The 16,054-nt window shown below is 63.3% G+C and carries 17 protein-coding genes and 1 tRNA gene; 7 read left to right on the top strand and 11 right to left on the bottom strand.

Annotated features, from left to right (window positions below):
* The first annotated feature begins 138 nt into the window (after nucleotides 1-138).
* Genes pncA through Q0X85_RS01790 form a run of 3 tightly spaced genes read left to right on the top strand, consistent with a single transcriptional unit; the run spans nucleotide 139 to nucleotide 2,097 of the window.
* Nucleotides 139-735, top strand: a complete 597-nt coding sequence (gene pncA, locus Q0X85_RS01800; protein ID WP_297768187.1) for a bifunctional nicotinamidase/pyrazinamidase — start codon at nucleotides 139-141, stop codon at nucleotides 733-735.
* Nucleotides 732-1,319, top strand: coding sequence for a uracil-DNA glycosylase family protein (locus Q0X85_RS01795; RefSeq protein WP_297768184.1), 588 nt, complete (start codon nucleotides 732-734; stop codon nucleotides 1,317-1,319). Before pncA ends, Q0X85_RS01795 begins: the two co-directional genes overlap by 4 nt.
* The gene (locus tag Q0X85_RS01790) at nucleotides 1,312-2,097 is read left to right on the top strand and encodes an SseB family protein (protein WP_297768181.1); all 786 of its coding nucleotides are present in this window, start codon (nucleotides 1,312-1,314) and stop codon (nucleotides 2,095-2,097) included. The genes Q0X85_RS01795 and Q0X85_RS01790 overlap by 8 nt, the downstream gene beginning before the upstream one ends.
* Nucleotides 2,098-2,151: 54 nt before the next feature.
* Here Q0X85_RS01790 and Q0X85_RS01785 read toward each other — a convergent pair whose 3' ends face one another.
* The 11 genes from Q0X85_RS01785 to Q0X85_RS01735 form a co-directional block, all read right to left on the bottom strand.
* Entirely contained in the window at nucleotides 2,152-3,084 is a 933-nt protein-coding gene (locus Q0X85_RS01785; protein ID WP_297768178.1) for a glyoxylate/hydroxypyruvate reductase A, read from the bottom strand.
* Nucleotides 3,085-3,089: 5 nt separating this feature from the next.
* Complete coding sequence (gene rodA, locus Q0X85_RS01780) at nucleotides 3,090-4,229, bottom strand: rod shape-determining protein RodA (protein WP_297768175.1); 1,140 nt, start codon at nucleotides 4,227-4,229, stop codon at nucleotides 3,090-3,092.
* A complete protein-coding gene (gene mrdA / locus Q0X85_RS01775; RefSeq protein WP_297768172.1) occupies nucleotides 4,226-6,169 on the bottom strand; it encodes a penicillin-binding protein 2 in 1,944 nt (647 codons plus the stop codon). Before mrdA ends, rodA begins: the two co-directional genes overlap by 4 nt.
* Nucleotides 6,166-6,705 (bottom strand): rod shape-determining protein MreD, encoded by a 540-nt coding sequence (locus Q0X85_RS01770; protein WP_297768169.1) that lies wholly within the window; start codon nucleotides 6,703-6,705, stop codon nucleotides 6,166-6,168. Before Q0X85_RS01770 ends, mrdA begins: the two co-directional genes overlap by 4 nt.
* Entirely contained in the window at nucleotides 6,698-7,621 is a 924-nt protein-coding gene (gene mreC / locus Q0X85_RS01765) for a rod shape-determining protein MreC (RefSeq protein ID WP_297768166.1), read from the bottom strand. The genes Q0X85_RS01770 and mreC overlap by 8 nt, the downstream gene beginning before the upstream one ends.
* A 33-nt stretch (nucleotides 7,622-7,654) precedes the next feature.
* On the bottom strand, nucleotides 7,655-8,701 hold the full coding sequence (locus Q0X85_RS01760; protein ID WP_297768164.1) for a rod shape-determining protein: 1,047 nt from the start codon (nucleotides 8,699-8,701) through the stop codon (nucleotides 7,655-7,657).
* A gap of 256 nt (nucleotides 8,702-8,957) precedes the next feature.
* Entirely contained in the window at nucleotides 8,958-9,605 is a 648-nt protein-coding gene (locus Q0X85_RS01755) for a hypothetical protein (RefSeq protein WP_297768159.1), read from the bottom strand.
* 148 nt (nucleotides 9,606-9,753) lie between these two features.
* Nucleotides 9,754-11,055, bottom strand: a complete 1,302-nt coding sequence (gene hisD, locus Q0X85_RS01750) for a histidinol dehydrogenase (protein ID WP_297768156.1) — start codon at nucleotides 11,053-11,055, stop codon at nucleotides 9,754-9,756.
* Nucleotides 11,056-11,159: 104 nt separating this feature from the next.
* The gene (locus tag Q0X85_RS01745) at nucleotides 11,160-11,630 is read right to left on the bottom strand and encodes a DUF2948 family protein (RefSeq protein WP_297768153.1); all 471 of its coding nucleotides are present in this window, start codon (nucleotides 11,628-11,630) and stop codon (nucleotides 11,160-11,162) included.
* Nucleotides 11,627-12,895, bottom strand: coding sequence for a UDP-N-acetylglucosamine 1-carboxyvinyltransferase (gene murA / locus Q0X85_RS01740; protein WP_297768150.1), 1,269 nt, complete (start codon nucleotides 12,893-12,895; stop codon nucleotides 11,627-11,629). The genes Q0X85_RS01745 and murA overlap by 4 nt, the downstream gene beginning before the upstream one ends.
* A 5-nt stretch (nucleotides 12,896-12,900) precedes the next feature.
* Nucleotides 12,901-13,038 (bottom strand): hypothetical protein, encoded by a 138-nt coding sequence (locus Q0X85_RS01735; RefSeq protein WP_297768351.1) that lies wholly within the window; start codon nucleotides 13,036-13,038, stop codon nucleotides 12,901-12,903.
* A gap of 114 nt (nucleotides 13,039-13,152) precedes the next feature.
* Here Q0X85_RS01735 and Q0X85_RS01730 point away from each other — a divergent pair.
* The 4 genes from Q0X85_RS01730 (at nucleotide 13,153) to kdsA (ending at nucleotide 15,988) form a co-directional block, all read left to right on the top strand.
* Nucleotides 13,153-13,227, top strand: a tRNA-Thr gene (locus Q0X85_RS01730).
* 156 nt (nucleotides 13,228-13,383) lie between these two features.
* Nucleotides 13,384-14,358, top strand: coding sequence for a KpsF/GutQ family sugar-phosphate isomerase (locus tag Q0X85_RS01725; protein ID WP_297768148.1), 975 nt, complete (start codon nucleotides 13,384-13,386; stop codon nucleotides 14,356-14,358).
* The gene (locus tag Q0X85_RS01720) at nucleotides 14,355-15,146 is read left to right on the top strand and encodes a manno-octulosonate cytidylyltransferase (RefSeq protein ID WP_297768145.1); all 792 of its coding nucleotides are present in this window, start codon (nucleotides 14,355-14,357) and stop codon (nucleotides 15,144-15,146) included. The genes Q0X85_RS01725 and Q0X85_RS01720 overlap by 4 nt, the downstream gene beginning before the upstream one ends.
* On the top strand, nucleotides 15,146-15,988 hold the full coding sequence (kdsA, locus tag Q0X85_RS01715) for a 3-deoxy-8-phosphooctulonate synthase (RefSeq protein ID WP_297768142.1): 843 nt from the start codon (nucleotides 15,146-15,148) through the stop codon (nucleotides 15,986-15,988). Before Q0X85_RS01720 ends, kdsA begins: the two co-directional genes overlap by 1 nt.
* Nucleotides 15,989-16,054: the final 66 nt, after the last annotated feature.

The following is a 16,054-nucleotide window of genomic DNA, read 5'->3' as shown; positions in this document are numbered from 1 at the left end:
TATCTCTTGAAAATCGGCGTTTTGGCAGAGTGCCATGGGGCGGCGGATCAGGCAACAACGGCATCGCTCTTGAGAAGGGCCTGCCATTGACGGGCCGCATCTGCGCACCTACCCCTATTGGGCAAAGGAGGCCCGCTCATGACATCCGCCCTGATCGTGATCGACATGCAATACGATTTCTGCCCCGGGGGTGCGCTTGCCGTGCCCGAAGGTGACAGTATCGTACCCGGCATCAACGCGCTGATGGCGCAGTTTCCGGCGGTGATCCTGACGCAGGATTGGCACCCGGCGGGGCATTCGTCTTTTGCCTCGTCGCATGAGGGCAAGGCGCCGTTCGACATGGTGGACATGCTCTACGGGCCGCAGGTGCTGTGGCCGGATCATTGCGTTCAGGGCAGCCAAGGGGCCGCGTTTCACGAGGGGCTGGATACCGACCGGGCCGATCTGATCATCCGCAAGGGCTATAACCCGGCAATCGACAGCTATTCGGCGTTTTTCGAGAATGACCACGCCACCCCCACCGGGCTGCACGGCTATTTGCAGACGCGCGGCATTGACGATCTGACCATGGTGGGGCTGGCCACCGATTTCTGCGTCAACTTCTCGGCGGTGGATGCGGCGCGACTGGGATATCGCGTGACGGTGCGGCAGGATCTGGTGCGCGGCATCGACCTTGATGGCTCGCTCGACGCGGCGCTCGCGGGCATGCGGGAGGCGGGGGTGGTCTTTGCGTGAGCGATCTTGCCGCCGATATCCGCGCCTGTCGGCTTTGTGCCGAGCGTTTCGCCGCCACCCATACCGCCCACGAACCGCGCCCGGTGGTGTGGTTTCAACCCTCCGCGCGGATGCTGATCGCCGGGCAGGCACCGGGGATGCGGGTGCACCGTTCGGGCAAGCCGTTCGATGATCCCTCGGGCGACCGACTGCGCGAGTGGCTGGGGCTGAGCGCGGATGAGTTCTACGACACGTCGCGCGTCGCCATTGTGCCGATGGCGTTCTGCTTTCCGGGCTATGACGCCAAGGGGTCGGACCTGCCGCCGCCGCGCATCTGTGGCCGCACCTGGCATGACCGGGTGATGCAAGCCCTTGAAAACGTGAAATTGACCGTGCTGGTGGGGGGCTATGCGCAGAAGTACCATCTGGGGGTGAAAACCGGCGTGACCGAGACGGTGCGGGCGTGGCGCGACCATGCACCACGGCTTTTCGCCTTGCCGCATCCGTCGTGGCGCAATACCGCTTGGCTGAGGAAAAACCCGTGGTTCGAGGCCGACGTGCTGCCCGAATTACGTGCGCACGTTCAGAAAGTTATCCATGACTGACGCGACTCGGCTCGATCAAGTTCACGCCGCGATGGAAGCCGCGCCCGAGGATGCGGGCGCGCGGCTGCGGTTCTACGAGGTGCTGGCGGCGAGCGAGCTGTATCTGATGCTCAAATCCGAGCCGGAGGGCGAGGTGCTCGATCCGGAAGTCTTTGAATTATCGGATCATTCTTTTGTTCTGGTCTTTGATCGCGAGGACCGTTTGGCGCAATTTTCGGGGCGCGCCGTACCCTATGCTGCAGTGACCGGGCGAAGCATAGCCGGCATGCTGATGGGGCAGGGGGTCGGGCTGGGTGTCAATCTTGACGTCGCCCCCTCGGCGATCCTGCTGCCGCCCGAGGCGGTGGACTGGCTGGCCGAGACACTGTCGGAGGGGCCGTCCGAGGTCGAGGCGCGGGCGCAAGAATTCAGTGCGCCCAAGGGGTTGCCCGAGGCGATGCTGACTGCGCTCGACGCGCGGCTCGCCGCCATGACGGGGCGGGCGCGCATGGCCTATCTGGTGGGCGTGACCTATGAGAGCGGTGCGCGTGGGCATATGCTGGGCTTTGTCGGGGCCGTGCCCGAGGCGCAAGGCGCATTGGCGCGGGCGGTGTCGGAGGTTCTGGTTTTCTCGGGTCTGGAGGCAGCTGCGCTCGACGTGGCCTTCTTTGACGCCTCCGACCCGGTCGCGGCGCGGCTGGCGCGCTGCGGATTGCGGTTTGATTTGCCGGAGGCGCCAGAGGCCGCGCCCCGCGCCGCGCCGGGATCGGACCCCGAGCGGCCACCGCGATTGCGATAGTCGGTATAGATCCTCGGGTCACGCCCGAGGATGACGGGGGAGAGAGGCCGTGCGTCAGTAGCCGTTTTCGCGGTCCACGAGATGCAGGAATGGCTCGCCGCTCTCGCCCCGGCGGACATTCTCGGCAATCACTTGCGCTGCTGTGGAGGGCCGGGTCTCGGAGGCGATATGCGGTGTGACCGTGATCTTTGGATGCGCCCAGAAGGGGTGATCTTCCGGCAGCGGCTCCACGCGAAACACATCCAGCGTGGCATGTCCGACATGGCCCGCGTCAAGGGCTTTGATCAGGGCGTCATCGTCGATGAGCGGCCCGCGCCCGGGGTTCACCACGATCGCGCCCTCTGGCAGCATCGCCAGCGTATCTGCGTCGAGCAGATTTTCCGTTTCTGGGGTAAGCGGCAGCAAAAGCACGAGAATTTCGGCATGATGCAAGGCCGCTTGCAGGCCCTCATCGCCTGAAAGGCAGGTGATCCCTGAGATGTCCTTGGGCCCACGGCTCCAGCCGGTGACGTCAAAGCCCAGACCGCGCAGCGCCTCGGCGCAGGCCTGTCCGAGCGCCCCGAGCCCCAGAATCGTGACGTTGCGATCCTCTGCAAGTGGTGGGATCGCTTTGCGCCAGACCCCATCCTGGCCATGAATATGCGCGTCCATACCAAGATGGTGGCGCAGCACGTGGCCTGTCACCCACTCGATCATGCCCTGGGTCAGGCCGTGATCGACCATGCGCGCCAGAGGCACATCGAGGGTCTGGTTGCCCACGATATTCTCGACCCCTGCCCAGAGATTGAGAACCGCCTTGAGCCTTGTGTAGGGGGTAAAATCCTGCACCGGGCTGTTGGGGGCGTAGACGATGTAATCGACCTCCTCCGGTGGCAAATCGGTCGCGAGGGTCACATCTAATCCGGCGTCTCGCAGTGCGGATTTCAGGGGGGCTTCGTAGGCCTGCCACTGCTCGGCGCGGGCGGCGAAAAGGACGTTCACAGACATGTTTCCTACCTTGGTTTATGGATATGCGCGCTCTGCACCAGGCCAAAGGCCACCATGAGCACGAGCATTGCCGACCCGCCATAACTGACCAGCGGCAGCGGGACGCCGACGACCGGCATCAGGCCCATCACCATTGCCATGTTGACGGCGAAGAACAGAAAGAATGTCATCGCCACACCGAGGATCAGCAGCGACGAATACCGATCACGGTTGGCCAGAGCCGCAGAAATGCAGAATACAAGGATCAGCGCGTAAAGCCCGAGGATGGAGATCGCTCCGATAAAGCCGAACTCTTCGGCGAGGGTCACGAAGATGAAATCGGTATGTTTCTCCGGCAGAAAGTTGAGCCGTGACTGTGTGCCCTGCATGAAGCCGCGGCCGGTCCAGCCGCCAGAGCCGAGCGCGATCTTGGATTGGGTGATGTGATATCCCGCGCCGAGCGGGTCGATCTCGGGATCGAGGAACGTGTCGATGCGACGATATTGATAGTTCTCGAGCAACTGCCAATCCGTCCCGCGACTCTCGAATACGGCAAAGATCAGCGCGGACAGCGCGAGGATGACCGAGACGAAATAGGCCCAGTGCACGCCGGCCACGAACATCATCACTCCGCCGGCCGCCAAGAGCAGGATTGATGTGCCAAGATCAGGCTGGCGCAAGACCATCGCGACCGGAACGAGGATGATCGCCACCGGTATGACAACCCAGACCGGCCGTGACACCCGCGACAGCGGCAGCCAGTCGTAATAGGCCGCCAGGATCATGACCAGGGTGATCTTGACGAGTTCGGACGGTTGCAGCCGCATAAAACCGATATCGAGCCAGCGCTGCGCGCCTTTGCCCTCGATCCCAATCAGCGCCACGGCGACCAGAAGCGCGAGCGAAATCAGGTAGCCCAGAAGCGAGACATTGCGCCAGAACCAGATGGGCACCATCGCAACGAACAACATGACACCCAGACCGAGTGCAAATCGTTTCATCTGGGGCTCTGCCCAAGTCGACAGGTTGCCGCCCGCCACAGAGTAGAGCATCAGAAAGCCGATACAGGCCACGGCGACAAGCAGAACGATCAGGGGCCAGTTGAGAAACAGGATCTTGCGCACCCCGTTCGGCGTGGTTTTGACCGTATGCTCAAGATAGCTCATGCGCGGTCGCTTTCCCCGCGTCCGGGGCGCGGGCGTGCTTTGCGAAGTTGCTCTTGCTGGGTCTTGATGCGCGGCCGGTCGACAGAGGGATAGGCGGCAAGCGGGGGATCTTCGCCATAGAGCGCCTGAAGGGTGACATCCCGTGCAATCGGCGCTGCGGCGGTAGAGCCGCCGCCGCCATGCTCCACCACGACCGCGACCGCGTATTTTGGCGCATCGAACGGGGCGAAATCCACAAAAAGCGCGTGATCGCGCTGCTCGCGAGGCAGGGCTTCGTTTCTCACCACGCCTGTGGCGCGCTCGCCCGAAGAGATGTTTCGCACCTGGCTGGTCCCGGTTTTGCCGGCCATCCGAAACGCATCCTCGACAATCCGGCTGCGATAGGCTGTGCCGCGATTGCTATTGCTGACGGCGAACATGGCACGGCGTATTTCGCGGAGCAGGTTCTCGTTCAGCCCGAGATCTTCGCCATGGCCGGTGGGTTGCTCGACCCCGTTCACGGATTTGATCAGGCGCGGTGTCACGCTGCGGCTGGTGGCCAGCCGCGCCGTCATCACCGCCAGTTGCAGCGGTGAGGCCAGCACGAAGCCCTGACCGATCGCCGTGTTGGCGCTATCGCCGATCACCCAAGGCTCTCCGCGATTGGCCAGCTTCCAGTCGCGTGTCGGGGCGAGGCCCTGCGCGACGCTGGTCATCGGCAGGTCGAACTGGACGCCGAGACCCAGCCGCTTGGCCATGGCGCTTATGTTCTCGATGCCGGTGCGCATGGCGAGATCGTAATAGTAGACATCGCAGCTCTCGCGCAGGGACAGGTGCAAGTTCATGTTGCCATGCCCCGCGCGTTTCCAGCAATGGAACCGGCGTCCGCTGATCTCCATGTGACCCGGACAATAGACGGTCTCGTCAAGGGTCACAGCGCCCGCTTCGAGCGCCGCGAGGGCCGTCACCATCTTGAAGGTCGAGCCGGGGGGATAGATCCCCTGCACGGCCTTGTTGGGGAGGGGGCGGTAGGGATTGTCGAGCAGGGCGCGATAATCGGCCACGGAAATGCCGCGGACAAACAGGTTGGGATCATAGCTTGGTGACGAGGCGCAGGCGAGGACATCGCCGCTGTCGCAATCCAGCACGACCACGGCCGCGCTCTCGCCTGCGAGGCGTGCGTTTACGTAGGATTGCAGCTCGTTGTCGAGCGTGATCTGGAGGTCGGCTCCGGGTTCGCCCTCTTGGCGGTTGAGCTCGCGCATCACGCGGCCTGCTGCATTCACCTCGACCCGCCGCGTGCCCGCCGAACCGCGCAACAGATTTTCGCGCCGCGCTTCAAGGCCGATTTTGCCGATCTGGAACCGGGGCAGGCGCAAGAGCTGTTCCGGCGCATCGATCCGCTCCAGATCACGGTCGCTGACCGGGCCGACATATCCCACCACATGCGCGTAATCCTCGTGCAGCGGATAGCGGCGTGACAGCCCGACCTCGGGGTGGACGCCGGGAAGGGCGGGGGCATTGGCCGCGACGCGGCTGATCGCGTCCCATGTGACGCGGTCTGCAACGGTTACAGGGGTGTCGCCCCGCAACTCCTGCAATTCGCGCCGCGCCTTTTCAAGCTCGCCTGCGTCCAGCTCAACCAGTCTGGCGAGGCGAGAGATGATGTCATCCACATCGCCGGCCTGCTCACGGACCATGGTGATGCGGTAACTCGGGACGTTCTCCGCGACCACCCGGCCCTCGCGGTCAAAGATCCGACCGCGGGTTGGCGGGATAAGCTGGATATTGATCCGGTTTTCATCCGCCAGCAGCCGGAACTGGTCCGCCTGATCCAGCTGCATGTGGCGCATGCGCAAGGCAAGCGCCCCCATGATGCCGACCTGAAGACCGCCGATCACAAGCCCACGGCGCGTGACCCGGCGTTGACTCGCGGCGTTGTCGCGCGGCGGACGTCTCATGCGCGCTGCCCCCGATTGTCGAGATCGCCGGGGATGCGCTTGCGCACGCCGAACAGCCCATGGGACACGAGCGCGACCAGAGGGTAGGCGAGCAAGGACGCCAGAAGCTGCATCAGGCTGAGACCGAGAGGGGCCTGATCGACCATGAGCAGCATGAGAACGATCCTGTAGGCCACCGTTATGGCCACCATCGTGCTCGCGACCGAGGCCCACTCTGCGGCGAAGGTCAGGTCACGCAGACCCGCAGCACGGCGGCGCAGGGCCTCTGTACCGATCACCATCAACGCTGCCCACAGGCCCGGCGGGCGTTGCAACAGCAAATCCATGGCCAGCACAATGAGGGCGACCAGAAGGGCGGGTACGTACTCCGGCCTGCGCACGGCCCAAGCAAAGGTCAGGGCCATGACCAGATCGGGCCCGGCCAGTTTTGGCGGCAGGTGGCCCAATGGAAGGAGATAGGCAAACACCAGTAACACGCAAAGCGCGGCATAAAGCGCGCGCATGACCCAGTGACGTGGAACGAGTGTTTCAGCCATCGCCGGCCTCCACGGTTTGCGCGCGGTCTGTGTCGGGCCCGTCTTTGCCGGGCAGGATCGCCGGGGCAATCAACTGGCCGGGATCGGTCAGCCGCTCATTTTCGTAGCTGCGCAGAACCCGCAGGAATTCGAGCCGCTCGTAATCGGCGGAGATCCGCACCCGCATGCGACCGCCCGGGTCCTCGGCCAACTGCCCCACTAGGAGGCCGGCCGGAAAGACGCCGCCATCGCCGGAGGTCAGCACCCGGTCGCCCGGTCGCACCTGATCGGGGTTCTCGATGAAATCAACCACCGGTGCGATACTGTTGTCACCGATGATCAGGGCGCGTTGACCGGAGGGCTGAACGGTCACGGGAATGCGGCTTGATGTGTCGGTGAGCAGGATCACCCGCGCGGTATTGCGCCCCACGCCCGAAATACGACCCACGAGGCCCAGACCGTCCATCGCGGCCCATCCATCCATGATGCCATCGCGTTCGCCGACGTTGATCAGCACGGATTGGCGAAACGGAGAGCCGCTATCGGCCATGACAACACCGGTCACGTAGGTGAGCCGAGGGTCGAGCTGGACATTGTTGAGATCGAGCAGGCGCGCATTTTCCTGTTCAAGTTGAAGGGCGGCCTCTTTCCAGGCTTTCATTTGCTGGAGTTCGCGGCGCAGGTCCTGATTTTGCTGATACATGCGCTGGTAGCTCTGAAAGTCGCGCAGCACGTTCACGGCGCCTGTGACCGGGGCCATGGCCCAATCAAATGAGGGTACGACCCGGTCGACCACCTGCGCCCGAAACCGCTCGACGCGGGGACTGTCGATGCGCCACAGCAGGAAAAGACCAAGCAGGCACACGATCAAAACGCCCAGAAACAAACGCTTCAGCGGCCCGCTGTAGTCTTCGCTTTGTCCCCGGTCCTTGGCCACGGGATCCCCCTTTTGAGCTAAAAGGTGGGCGCGTCAGCTGTCGTAGTCAATTGCGTGGCGCAGTTGCTTTTCGAATTCCAGCGCCTTGCCGGTTCCGAGAGCCACGCAATTCAGGCTGTCATCGGCAATGGAAACCGCAAGCCCGGTCTGTTCGCGCAGGGCCAGATCCAGATCGCCGAGCAGCGCACCACCACCCGTCAGCATCACGCCCCTGTCCACGATATCCGCTGCCAGATCGGGCGGCGTGGCCTCGAGCGCGGTCATCACCGCCTCGCAAATTTGCTGCACTGGTTCGGCGAGAGCCTCAGCCACTTGCGCCTGACTGACCTCGATCTCCTTGGGCACCCCATTGAGCAGATCGCGCCCGCGTACCTGTATGGAGCTGCCGCGCCCGTCATCGGGCATGCGCGCCGTACCAATGCTGGTCTTGATCCGCTCGGCGGTGGATTCGCCGACCAGCAGGTTTTGCTGACGTCGCAGGTAGTTGATGATCGCCTCGTCCATCCGGTCGCCACCCACGCGTACCGAACGGGCATAGACGATATCGCCAAGGCTGAGCACCGCGACCTCGGTGGTGCCGCCGCCGATATCCACGACCATGTTGCCGGTGGGATCGGTGATCGGCATGCCTGCACCGATGGCCGCCGCAATCGGCTCGGCAATCAGGCCCGCACGGCGGGCACCGGCCGACAGCACCGACTGGCGAATGGCGCGTTTCTCGACAGGGGTCGCACCATGCGGCACGCAGACAATGATCTTGGGTTTGGAGAAGGTCGAGCGCTTGTGCACCTTGCGGATAAAATGCTTGATCATCGCTTCGGCGGTGTCGAAATCGGCAATCACGCCCTCGCGCATCGGGCGGATCGCCTCGATGCTGCCCGGCGTGCGGCCCAGCATGAGCTTGGCATCCTCGCCCACCGCGAGCACCTTCTTGACGCCGTCCTTGACGTGATAGGCCACAACGGACGGCTCGCTCAGGATGATACCGCGGCCCTTGACGTAAACCAGCGTATTCGCGGTGCCCAAATCAATCGCCATGTCTGATGAAAAAAGACTTGGAATTCTGTCAAACATCGCCATTTACGTCTGTGTCCTGTCGCCCCAATGAAGATTTACCCCGCGACTCGGGGGGTCGAGGGGCAAATGCCCTTATAGTTGGCGGGTTGCACGGGCGAAAGGGGCTGTTTGAAGCCTGTAAGCACCAAACCGCCGCAAGATGCGGGATCATGCGCCAAATGGCCCGAGGCCATGCTTCTGCTGGGGTGTTCGGCATGCGGGCCAATGCGCCTGTGGCCACAATCATCCAAAAGTCTTGATGCCGCCGTCGCGCAACGTCTCACAGTTCGGTATCAAAAGGCGTCTGCGCCCGGATCGTCGACCTGATCAATTCGAGCACCTCACAGGCGTCGGGTATCTGCTCGAAGGCGACTGGTACAGTCACTTTGCCCCACATGGGCGGCTGCCCCGGATGGGACAATCCGAGCCCGAACGGTTGAATCTCCTGTTCGTCGTGTAACGCGCCGACTTTCAGTGACGGATAGGGGCGGGTCGGCGCGATTTCATAGGGATACGCGGAAGAATGCGGGTTGGACACCACGTAGAGCCTGACCCCAAAGCGCCAGTTTCGCCCACGACGGCAAACGATGGCGCGCTTGTCCGTGACCAGATAGACCACGTTCCACAAGACGTATTGCCGGTTGGATGCCAATACGAATGCTGTCAGAGCAAGCGCGAGTGACGCGACACCATACACCACATAGACATTCAAGAGCTCGGTTGTAGCCGTACGCGCGATATACGGAACACTGCCCCACATCACCAAGGCACCGACGCACATGGCGAAGAGATAGGTCCGCTCCGCCCCGATTGGCTGAAAGAATCCATGGCCATAGGATGGATGTCCTGTCCATAACAGGCGTTCGTCTGAGGCTAGGATTTCGGTGAGCTCGGTGTCAGTGCGGATGTCAATTGTGATCTTGCTCATTAAGAACGCGCCATGCCCCATTTGGCCTCGAGGCCAATTTCATCAGCCTGAGTAGCTACTCTTTCAACACGCTTGGCAAGTGTGGCGGCGATCACAATGCGATGGCCAGACAGAGGTGAGGTATTTTAATGCCTCGACATGCCCCGCCTCACCCGTTGAGATGATCCAGCCGCGCGCGCACCGACAATCCGTGTGCCTCGAGGCTCTCGGATTTGGCCAGCGTCTCGGCGGCGGGGCCGATGGTGCGCAGGGCCTCGGGTGTCATCTTGGCCAGCGTGGTGCGTTTGAGGAAATCCATCACCGACAGGCCCGACGAGAACCGCGCCGAGCGCGCCGTGGGCAGCACGTGATTGGGCCCGCCCACGTAGTCGCCAATGGCCTCGGGCGTCCAGGCCCCGAGAAAGATCGCGCCGGCATGGGTGATGCGTCGGCTCAGCGCGTCCGGGTCGCTTACGCAAAGCTCCAGATGCTCGGGCGCGATGCGGTTGCTCAGGGTGGCGGCGGTGGCGAGGTCGGGCACGGTGATGATCGCGCCGAAATCGCGCCAGCTTGCGCCCGCGATGGCGCGCCGCTCCAGCGTTTGCAGGTGGCGGTCGATGGTCGCCTCCACCTCGCGCGCGAGGCCCGCATCATCGGTGATCAGGATGGCCTGCGCGCTTTCGTCATGTTCGGCCTGGCTCAGCATGTCGAGCGCGATCCAGTCGGGGTTCTGGCCCTTGTCGGCGATCACCAGGATCTCCGACGGGCCCGCGATCATGTCGATGCCCACCTTGCCGAACACCCGCCGCTTGGCGGCGGCGACAAAGGCATTGCCCGGCCCGGTGATCTTGTCCACCGGCGCGATGCTCTCGGTGCCGTAGGCCAGCGCCGCCACCGCCTGCGCGCCGCCGATGCGGTAGATTTCGTCCACGCCTGCGATCTGTGCCGCGAGCAGGACCAGCGGATTGGCCTTGCCGTCCGGTGTCGGCACCACGATGGCCAGCCGCTCCACCCCCGCCACCTTGGCCGGGATCGCGTTCATCAGCACCGAGGACGGGTAAGAGGCGAGGCCGCCGGGCACATAAAGCCCCGCCGCGCCCACCGGCGTCCAGCGCCAGCCGAGGGTCGCGCCGCTTTCTTCGGTCCAGCTGGCATCCTCGGGCAGTTGGCGTTCGTGGTAATCCCGGATGCGGGCGGCGGCGAGTTCCAGTGCCTCGCGTTCGGCGTCAGGCACCTGAGCGACCAGAGCCGACAGTTCTTCGGGCGAAAAGCGCAAGGTCTCCGGCGTCAGCTCCAGCCGGTCGAACCTCGCGGTCAGGTCGATCACCGCCGCATCGCCCCGCGCGCGCACGTCCTTGATGATCGCGGCGACCGTGTCGTCCACGTCCGGGCTGTCCTCGCGCTTCATGCTCAGAAGGGCGGTGAATTGCGCCTCGAAATCAGCAGTGGTGGCATCGAGCGTGATCGGCATGGCATGTCCTTTCGGCGAGGCAGATAACGGGCGGGCGAATGTGTCTCAAGCCCCGGGTTTCTTTATGGCAAAAATACTCAAATCCCGTCGCCTGCCACAGGCTATCAGGCGTCGTGGCGGGGCACCTTGCCCGAGGGCGCGCGATAGGGCCGCGTGACGTCCTTGAGCGTGACCTCGAGCGCCTCGATTTCGAGCCGGATCGCGCCGTCACCGGCAAGCGTCAGCAGCAGATGGCCCGCGCCGTCGCCGGTCGGCTCGAAACTGACCGACATCAGCGACAGGATCGTGTCCGCGTCATTGCGGTCGATGCCCTGGCTCGCGACGCGCAGCACGTTCTCGACCACCAGCACCGATTGCACCCGCTCGGGGGCGTGGCGCTCGCGGCCCTGATCTTCCCAGCGGAAGCGGTTGAGCAGCAGGCCAAAGCGCCGCTCGCCCGCGCGCCATGTCATTTCGGTGATCGGAAAGACCGCATCCTGCGCGAGGCTGGAGATCACCTGCAGATCGTCGACATCAAACGCACCCAGATTGAGCGGCGTCTCGCGCCCGTCTTCGAATTTGGCGTCTTCGGTCATTGGCCGCTGATCCTTTCGATCTTCGCCCCGACATTGCCGAGTTTCTCCTCGACGCTCTCATAGCCGCGATCCAGATGATAGACCCGGTTGACCACCGTGTCGCCCTCTGCCGCCAATCCGGCGAGGATGAGCGAAACGCTGGCGCGCAGATCCGTGGCCATCACCGGCGCGCCCTTGAGATGCTCGACGCCGGCGACGGTCGCGGTGCCGCCCTGCACGTCTATACTCGCCCCCATGCGCATCAGTTCCGGTGCATGCATGAAGCGGTTCTCGAAAATACGTTCCTCCAGCACCGAGGTGCCGTCGGCGGTGCACATCAGCGCCATCATCTGCGCCTGCAAGTCGGTGGGAAAGCCGGGGAAGGGCTCGGTGATCACGTCAACGGCCCGGACACGACCGTTCTTGCGGCTGACTTTGAGACCGTGTTCGGTTTCCTCGACCGAGACACCGGCGGCATCGAGCCGCTCGCAGAACGCCTGCACAAGGTCGATCCGCCCGCCGAGGCATTCCACCTCGCCGCCGCAGACTGCCGGGGCCAGCATATAGGTGCCCAGTTCGATCCGGTCGGGCACCACGGGATGCGTCGCCCCTCCCAGACGGTCGACCCCCTGAATGGTGATCGTCGAGGTGCCCTCGCCCTCGATCTGCGCGCCCATGCGGCGCAGGCACTGCGCCAGATCCACGACCTCGGGCTCGCGCGCGGCGTTCTTGAGCACGGTCGTCCCCTTGGCCAGCGTCGCCGCCATCAGTGCGTTTTCCGTGGCCCCGACCGAGACGATGGGAAACTCGAAGGGGCCGCCCTTGAGCCCGCCGGGGGCCTTGGCATGGACATACCCCTCGCGCAGGTCGAGTTCGGCGCCCATGGCCTCCAGCGCCTTGAGATGCAGATCGACGGGGCGCGCGCCGATGGCACAGCCGCCGGGCAGTGACACGACCGCATGCCCGTCGCGCGCCAGCATGGGCCCGAGCACGAGGATCGAGGCGCGCATCTTGCGCACGATGTCATAGTCAGCGACGTGATTGTCGAGCGCATGCGACGACAGCGCCAGCACCTTGCCGCCCTGCATCTGCGTGACCTCCGCCCCGAGCGATTGCAGGAGTGTGCTCATCGTCTTGATATCCGACAGGCGCGGCGCGTTGGTCAGGGTCAGCGGCTCTTCGCTGAGCAGGGTGGCGGGCATCAGCGTGAGGCAGGCGTTCTTGGCCCCCGCGATCGGGATCTGCCCCTTGAGAGGGCCATTGCCCGTGACGACGATCGAATCCATCTGCTCTACCCTTTGTCCTTGTCACCGGTTTCCGGTTTACCTGCCTCGTCCGCACCGCGCCCGCGTATCTGCGCCTTACGCCGCGCGAGATTGGCCTTCAACGCCGATTTGAGCCTGTCTTCGCGGCTCTGCGCGTTTTTCACGGGTTGCTTTGGTGTGGTTTTCCTGTTCATGCCGCCCCTCTTACAGGAGCCATCAAAAACCGTCCAGTTACCCCTTGCGCGATGGGGCATTAGCGTCTAATCAGCGCGCCACGTGCTGCTGTAGCTCAGTGGTAGAGCGCACCCTTGGTAAGGGTGAGGTCGGGAGTTCAATCCTCCCCAGCAGCACCATAGCACCTATTCACTTCCATATCTTGCGCTGCCCTATGAAAAGCGTTAAGCGAACGTCCGTTTCAGGCTGTGTCGACAGGCGCGGTTTGAAGGCCCGTTTACTGAAACTCTGAATACCATGTTCAGGGTCGTTCGGCATAGGAAGTGGTTGCTGAAGTGAATGAATTGACCCCAGAGCCCAATCCGATCATCGATGCAGGACGGCGCGTTCTTGAGGCAGAGGCGGCGGCGATCACACTGCTTGCCGAGCAATTGCCCCAAGATTTTGTGGATGTCGTGCGGCTCATTCTCGCGGCGCGGGGGCGGGTGATCGTCTCGGGGATCGGCAAATCCGGGCATATCGGGCGCAAGATTTCCGCAACGCTGGCATCGACCGGAACGCCATCGCATTTCGTGCATGCCGCAGAGGCGAGCCACGGCGATCTTGGCATGATCTCGCGCGATGACATTTGCATCCTGATCTCGAATTCCGGCGAAACCCCCGAACTTCGCGATATTGTCGCGCATACCCGGCGCTTTTCCATACCGATGGTTGCGATATCGTCCAAGCCCGACAGCACGCTGATGAACGCCGCCGACTACACGCTGCTCCTTCCGCCTGCTCCGGAAGCGTGCAGTATCGGGATGGCCCCCACGACATCGACCACGCTCACGTTGGCATTGGGCGATGCGCTGTCGGTGGCGCTGATGAACCAGCGCAACTTCATGCCGGAAGACTTTCGCATTTTCCACCCCGGTGGCAAGCTTGGCGCGCAGATGGCGACAGTGGCGCAGCTCATGCACGGCGGTGCGGAGATCCCGCTGGTGAAAGCCGACACGCCGATGCCCGAAACCATCCTGGAGATGACGTCCAAGGGCTTTGGTATCGCGGGTGTCACCGATGAGGCCGGCAAGCTCATTGGCGTGATTTCCGATGGCGACCTCCGGCGCAAGATGGAGGGGCTCATGTCGCACATGGCGGGCGACGTGGCGAGCCCCGACCCGGTCACGATCTCACCCGCCTCGTTTGCCGCGCAGGCGCTTGCCATTCTGAACGAGCGCAAGATCGGCGCGTTGATCGCAGTGGACGATGAGGGCCGTCCCCAAGGCGTGTTGCATATCCACGATTGCCTTCGCGCAGGTATTGCATGAAGACCGTCATCCTGATCCCCGCCCGCTATGCCTCGACCAGATACCCGGGTAAGCCACTGGTGGAATTGACGCAGGGTGATGGAACGAAGAAAAGCCTGATCCGCATGAGCTGGGAGGCGGCGCTGCGTGTGTCGGGCGTGGATGAGGTCCATGTCGTGACCGATGACAGCCGTATCCGCGAGGCCGCCGAGGCCTTTGGGGCCAGCGTTATCATGACGTCGGAGGCGTGCGAGAACGGCACGGCGCGCTGTGCCGATGCGCTCGGCAAGGGCGGTATCGAGGCCGATCTGATCGTTAACTTTCAGGGCGATGCGCCGCTGACGCCGCCTTGGTTCGTCGAGGATCTGATCGCCGCGATGAAGGCGGACCCGGAGGCCGAGATCGCGACGCCTGTGTTGCAATGTGACCGGCTGACCTATGACATGTTCATCGAGGACCGCAAAGCGGGCCGCGTCGGCGGCACCACCGCTGTCTTCAATCGCGCCGGTCACGGGCTCTATTTCTCGAAAGAGGTGCTGCCTTATATAGACCCGGCAAAGGTGCCCGAGGCCGATATTCCAGTTTATCACCACGTTGGCGTTTATGCCTATCGGCCGGACGCGCTGACGCAATATACCTCTTGGCCCGAAGGATCGCTGGAAAAGCGCGAAGGGCTGGAGCAGCTGCGCTTTCTGGAAAACGGACGCATCGTGGCCTGTGTCATCGTTGAGGGGCGTGGGCGGGTCTTTTGGGAGCTCAACAATCCGGCCGATGTGGCGCGGATCGAAACTGTATTGAAGGACATGTGATGGACCGAATCGACACCAGGATCGTGACCGTTAAGGATATCGAGATCGGCGGCAGTCATCCGTTTGCACTCATCACCGGCCCATGCCAGCTCGAGAGTCTGGACCATGCCCGCATGATGGCCTCGAAAATCGCCGAAGCCTGCGCCCCGACGGGCACGAAGTTTGTTTTCAAGGCGAGTTATGACAAGGCGAACCGATCTTCCATCGACACCGAGCGCGGCCTCGGGGTGGACGCAGGACTTAAAATTCTTGATCAGATCAAGGCCGAGTTTGGATGTCCTGTTCTGACCGATGTGCATGATGCTGGTCAATGTGCCGCCGCCGCCGAAGTGTGCGACGTGATCCAGATCCCGGCATTCCTGTGCCGTCAGACCGATCTGTTGCTCGCCGCCGGTGAGACCGGTGCGGCCATCAACATCAAGAAGGGCCAGTTTCTGGCCCCTTGGGACATGGGCAATGTGGCGCGCAAAGTGGCCTCTACCGGCAATGAGCGGATCATGTTGTGCGATCGCGGGACATCGTTCGGCTACAACACGCTGGTCAGCGACTTTCGGGGCCTGCCGACAATGGAAGAGACCGGCTATCCCGTCGTGTTCGATGCGACCCATTCGGTTCAGCAGCCCGGTGGCCTCGGGGCGACCTCGGGCGGGCAGCGCAAGTTTGCGCCGGTTCTGGCGCGGGCGGCTGTCTCTGTCGGTGTCTCGGCGCTCTTTATCGAGACCCATCAGGACCCGGACAATGCGCCCTCGGACGGGCCCAACATGATCCCGGTCGATCAGATGGCGGGGCTCATCGCCGAATTGCGCGCGTTTGACGATTTGCGCAAATCGGCGTGGTCGTAGAGCGAGCACTCCTTATTCACCATGCGCTGCCACCCGGCGCGACCGAGGAGGCTGCCACTCTTTGGC

Origin of the sequence: uncultured Roseovarius sp., from assembly GCF_947259555.1 — a bacterium.
GTDB lineage: Bacteria > Pseudomonadota > Alphaproteobacteria > Rhodobacterales > Rhodobacteraceae > Roseovarius.
Note: the sequence above shows the minus strand (reverse complement) of the source record. Positions and strands in the feature narration are given on the sequence as shown.

Coding starts and splice junctions, on each gene's coding strand:
- pncA (WP_297768187.1), top strand. CDS start 139: ATGACATCCGCCCTGATCGTGATCGACATGCAATACGATTTCTGCCCC.
- Q0X85_RS01790 (WP_297768181.1), top strand. CDS start 1,312: ATGACTGACGCGACTCGGCTCGATCAAGTTCACGCCGCGATGGAAGCC.
- Q0X85_RS01785 (WP_297768178.1), bottom strand. CDS start 3,084: ATGTCTGTGAACGTCCTTTTCGCCGCCCGCGCCGAGCAGTGGCAGGCC.
- rodA (WP_297768175.1), bottom strand. CDS start 4,229: ATGAGCTATCTTGAGCATACGGTCAAAACCACGCCGAACGGGGTGCGC.
- mrdA (WP_297768172.1), bottom strand. CDS start 6,169: ATGAGACGTCCGCCGCGCGACAACGCCGCGAGTCAACGCCGGGTCACG.
- Q0X85_RS01770 (WP_297768169.1), bottom strand. CDS start 6,705: ATGGCTGAAACACTCGTTCCACGTCACTGGGTCATGCGCGCGCTTTAT.
- Q0X85_RS01760 (WP_297768164.1), bottom strand. CDS start 8,701: ATGGCGATGTTTGACAGAATTCCAAGTCTTTTTTCATCAGACATGGCG.
- Q0X85_RS01755 (WP_297768159.1), bottom strand. CDS start 9,605: ATGAGCAAGATCACAATTGACATCCGCACTGACACCGAGCTCACCGAA.
- hisD (WP_297768156.1), bottom strand. CDS start 11,055: ATGCCGATCACGCTCGATGCCACCACTGCTGATTTCGAGGCGCAATTC.
- Q0X85_RS01745 (WP_297768153.1), bottom strand. CDS start 11,630: ATGACCGAAGACGCCAAATTCGAAGACGGGCGCGAGACGCCGCTCAAT.
- murA (WP_297768150.1), bottom strand. CDS start 12,895: ATGGATTCGATCGTCGTCACGGGCAATGGCCCTCTCAAGGGGCAGATC.
- Q0X85_RS01720 (WP_297768145.1), top strand. CDS start 14,355: ATGAAGACCGTCATCCTGATCCCCGCCCGCTATGCCTCGACCAGATAC.
- kdsA (WP_297768142.1), top strand. CDS start 15,146: ATGGACCGAATCGACACCAGGATCGTGACCGTTAAGGATATCGAGATC.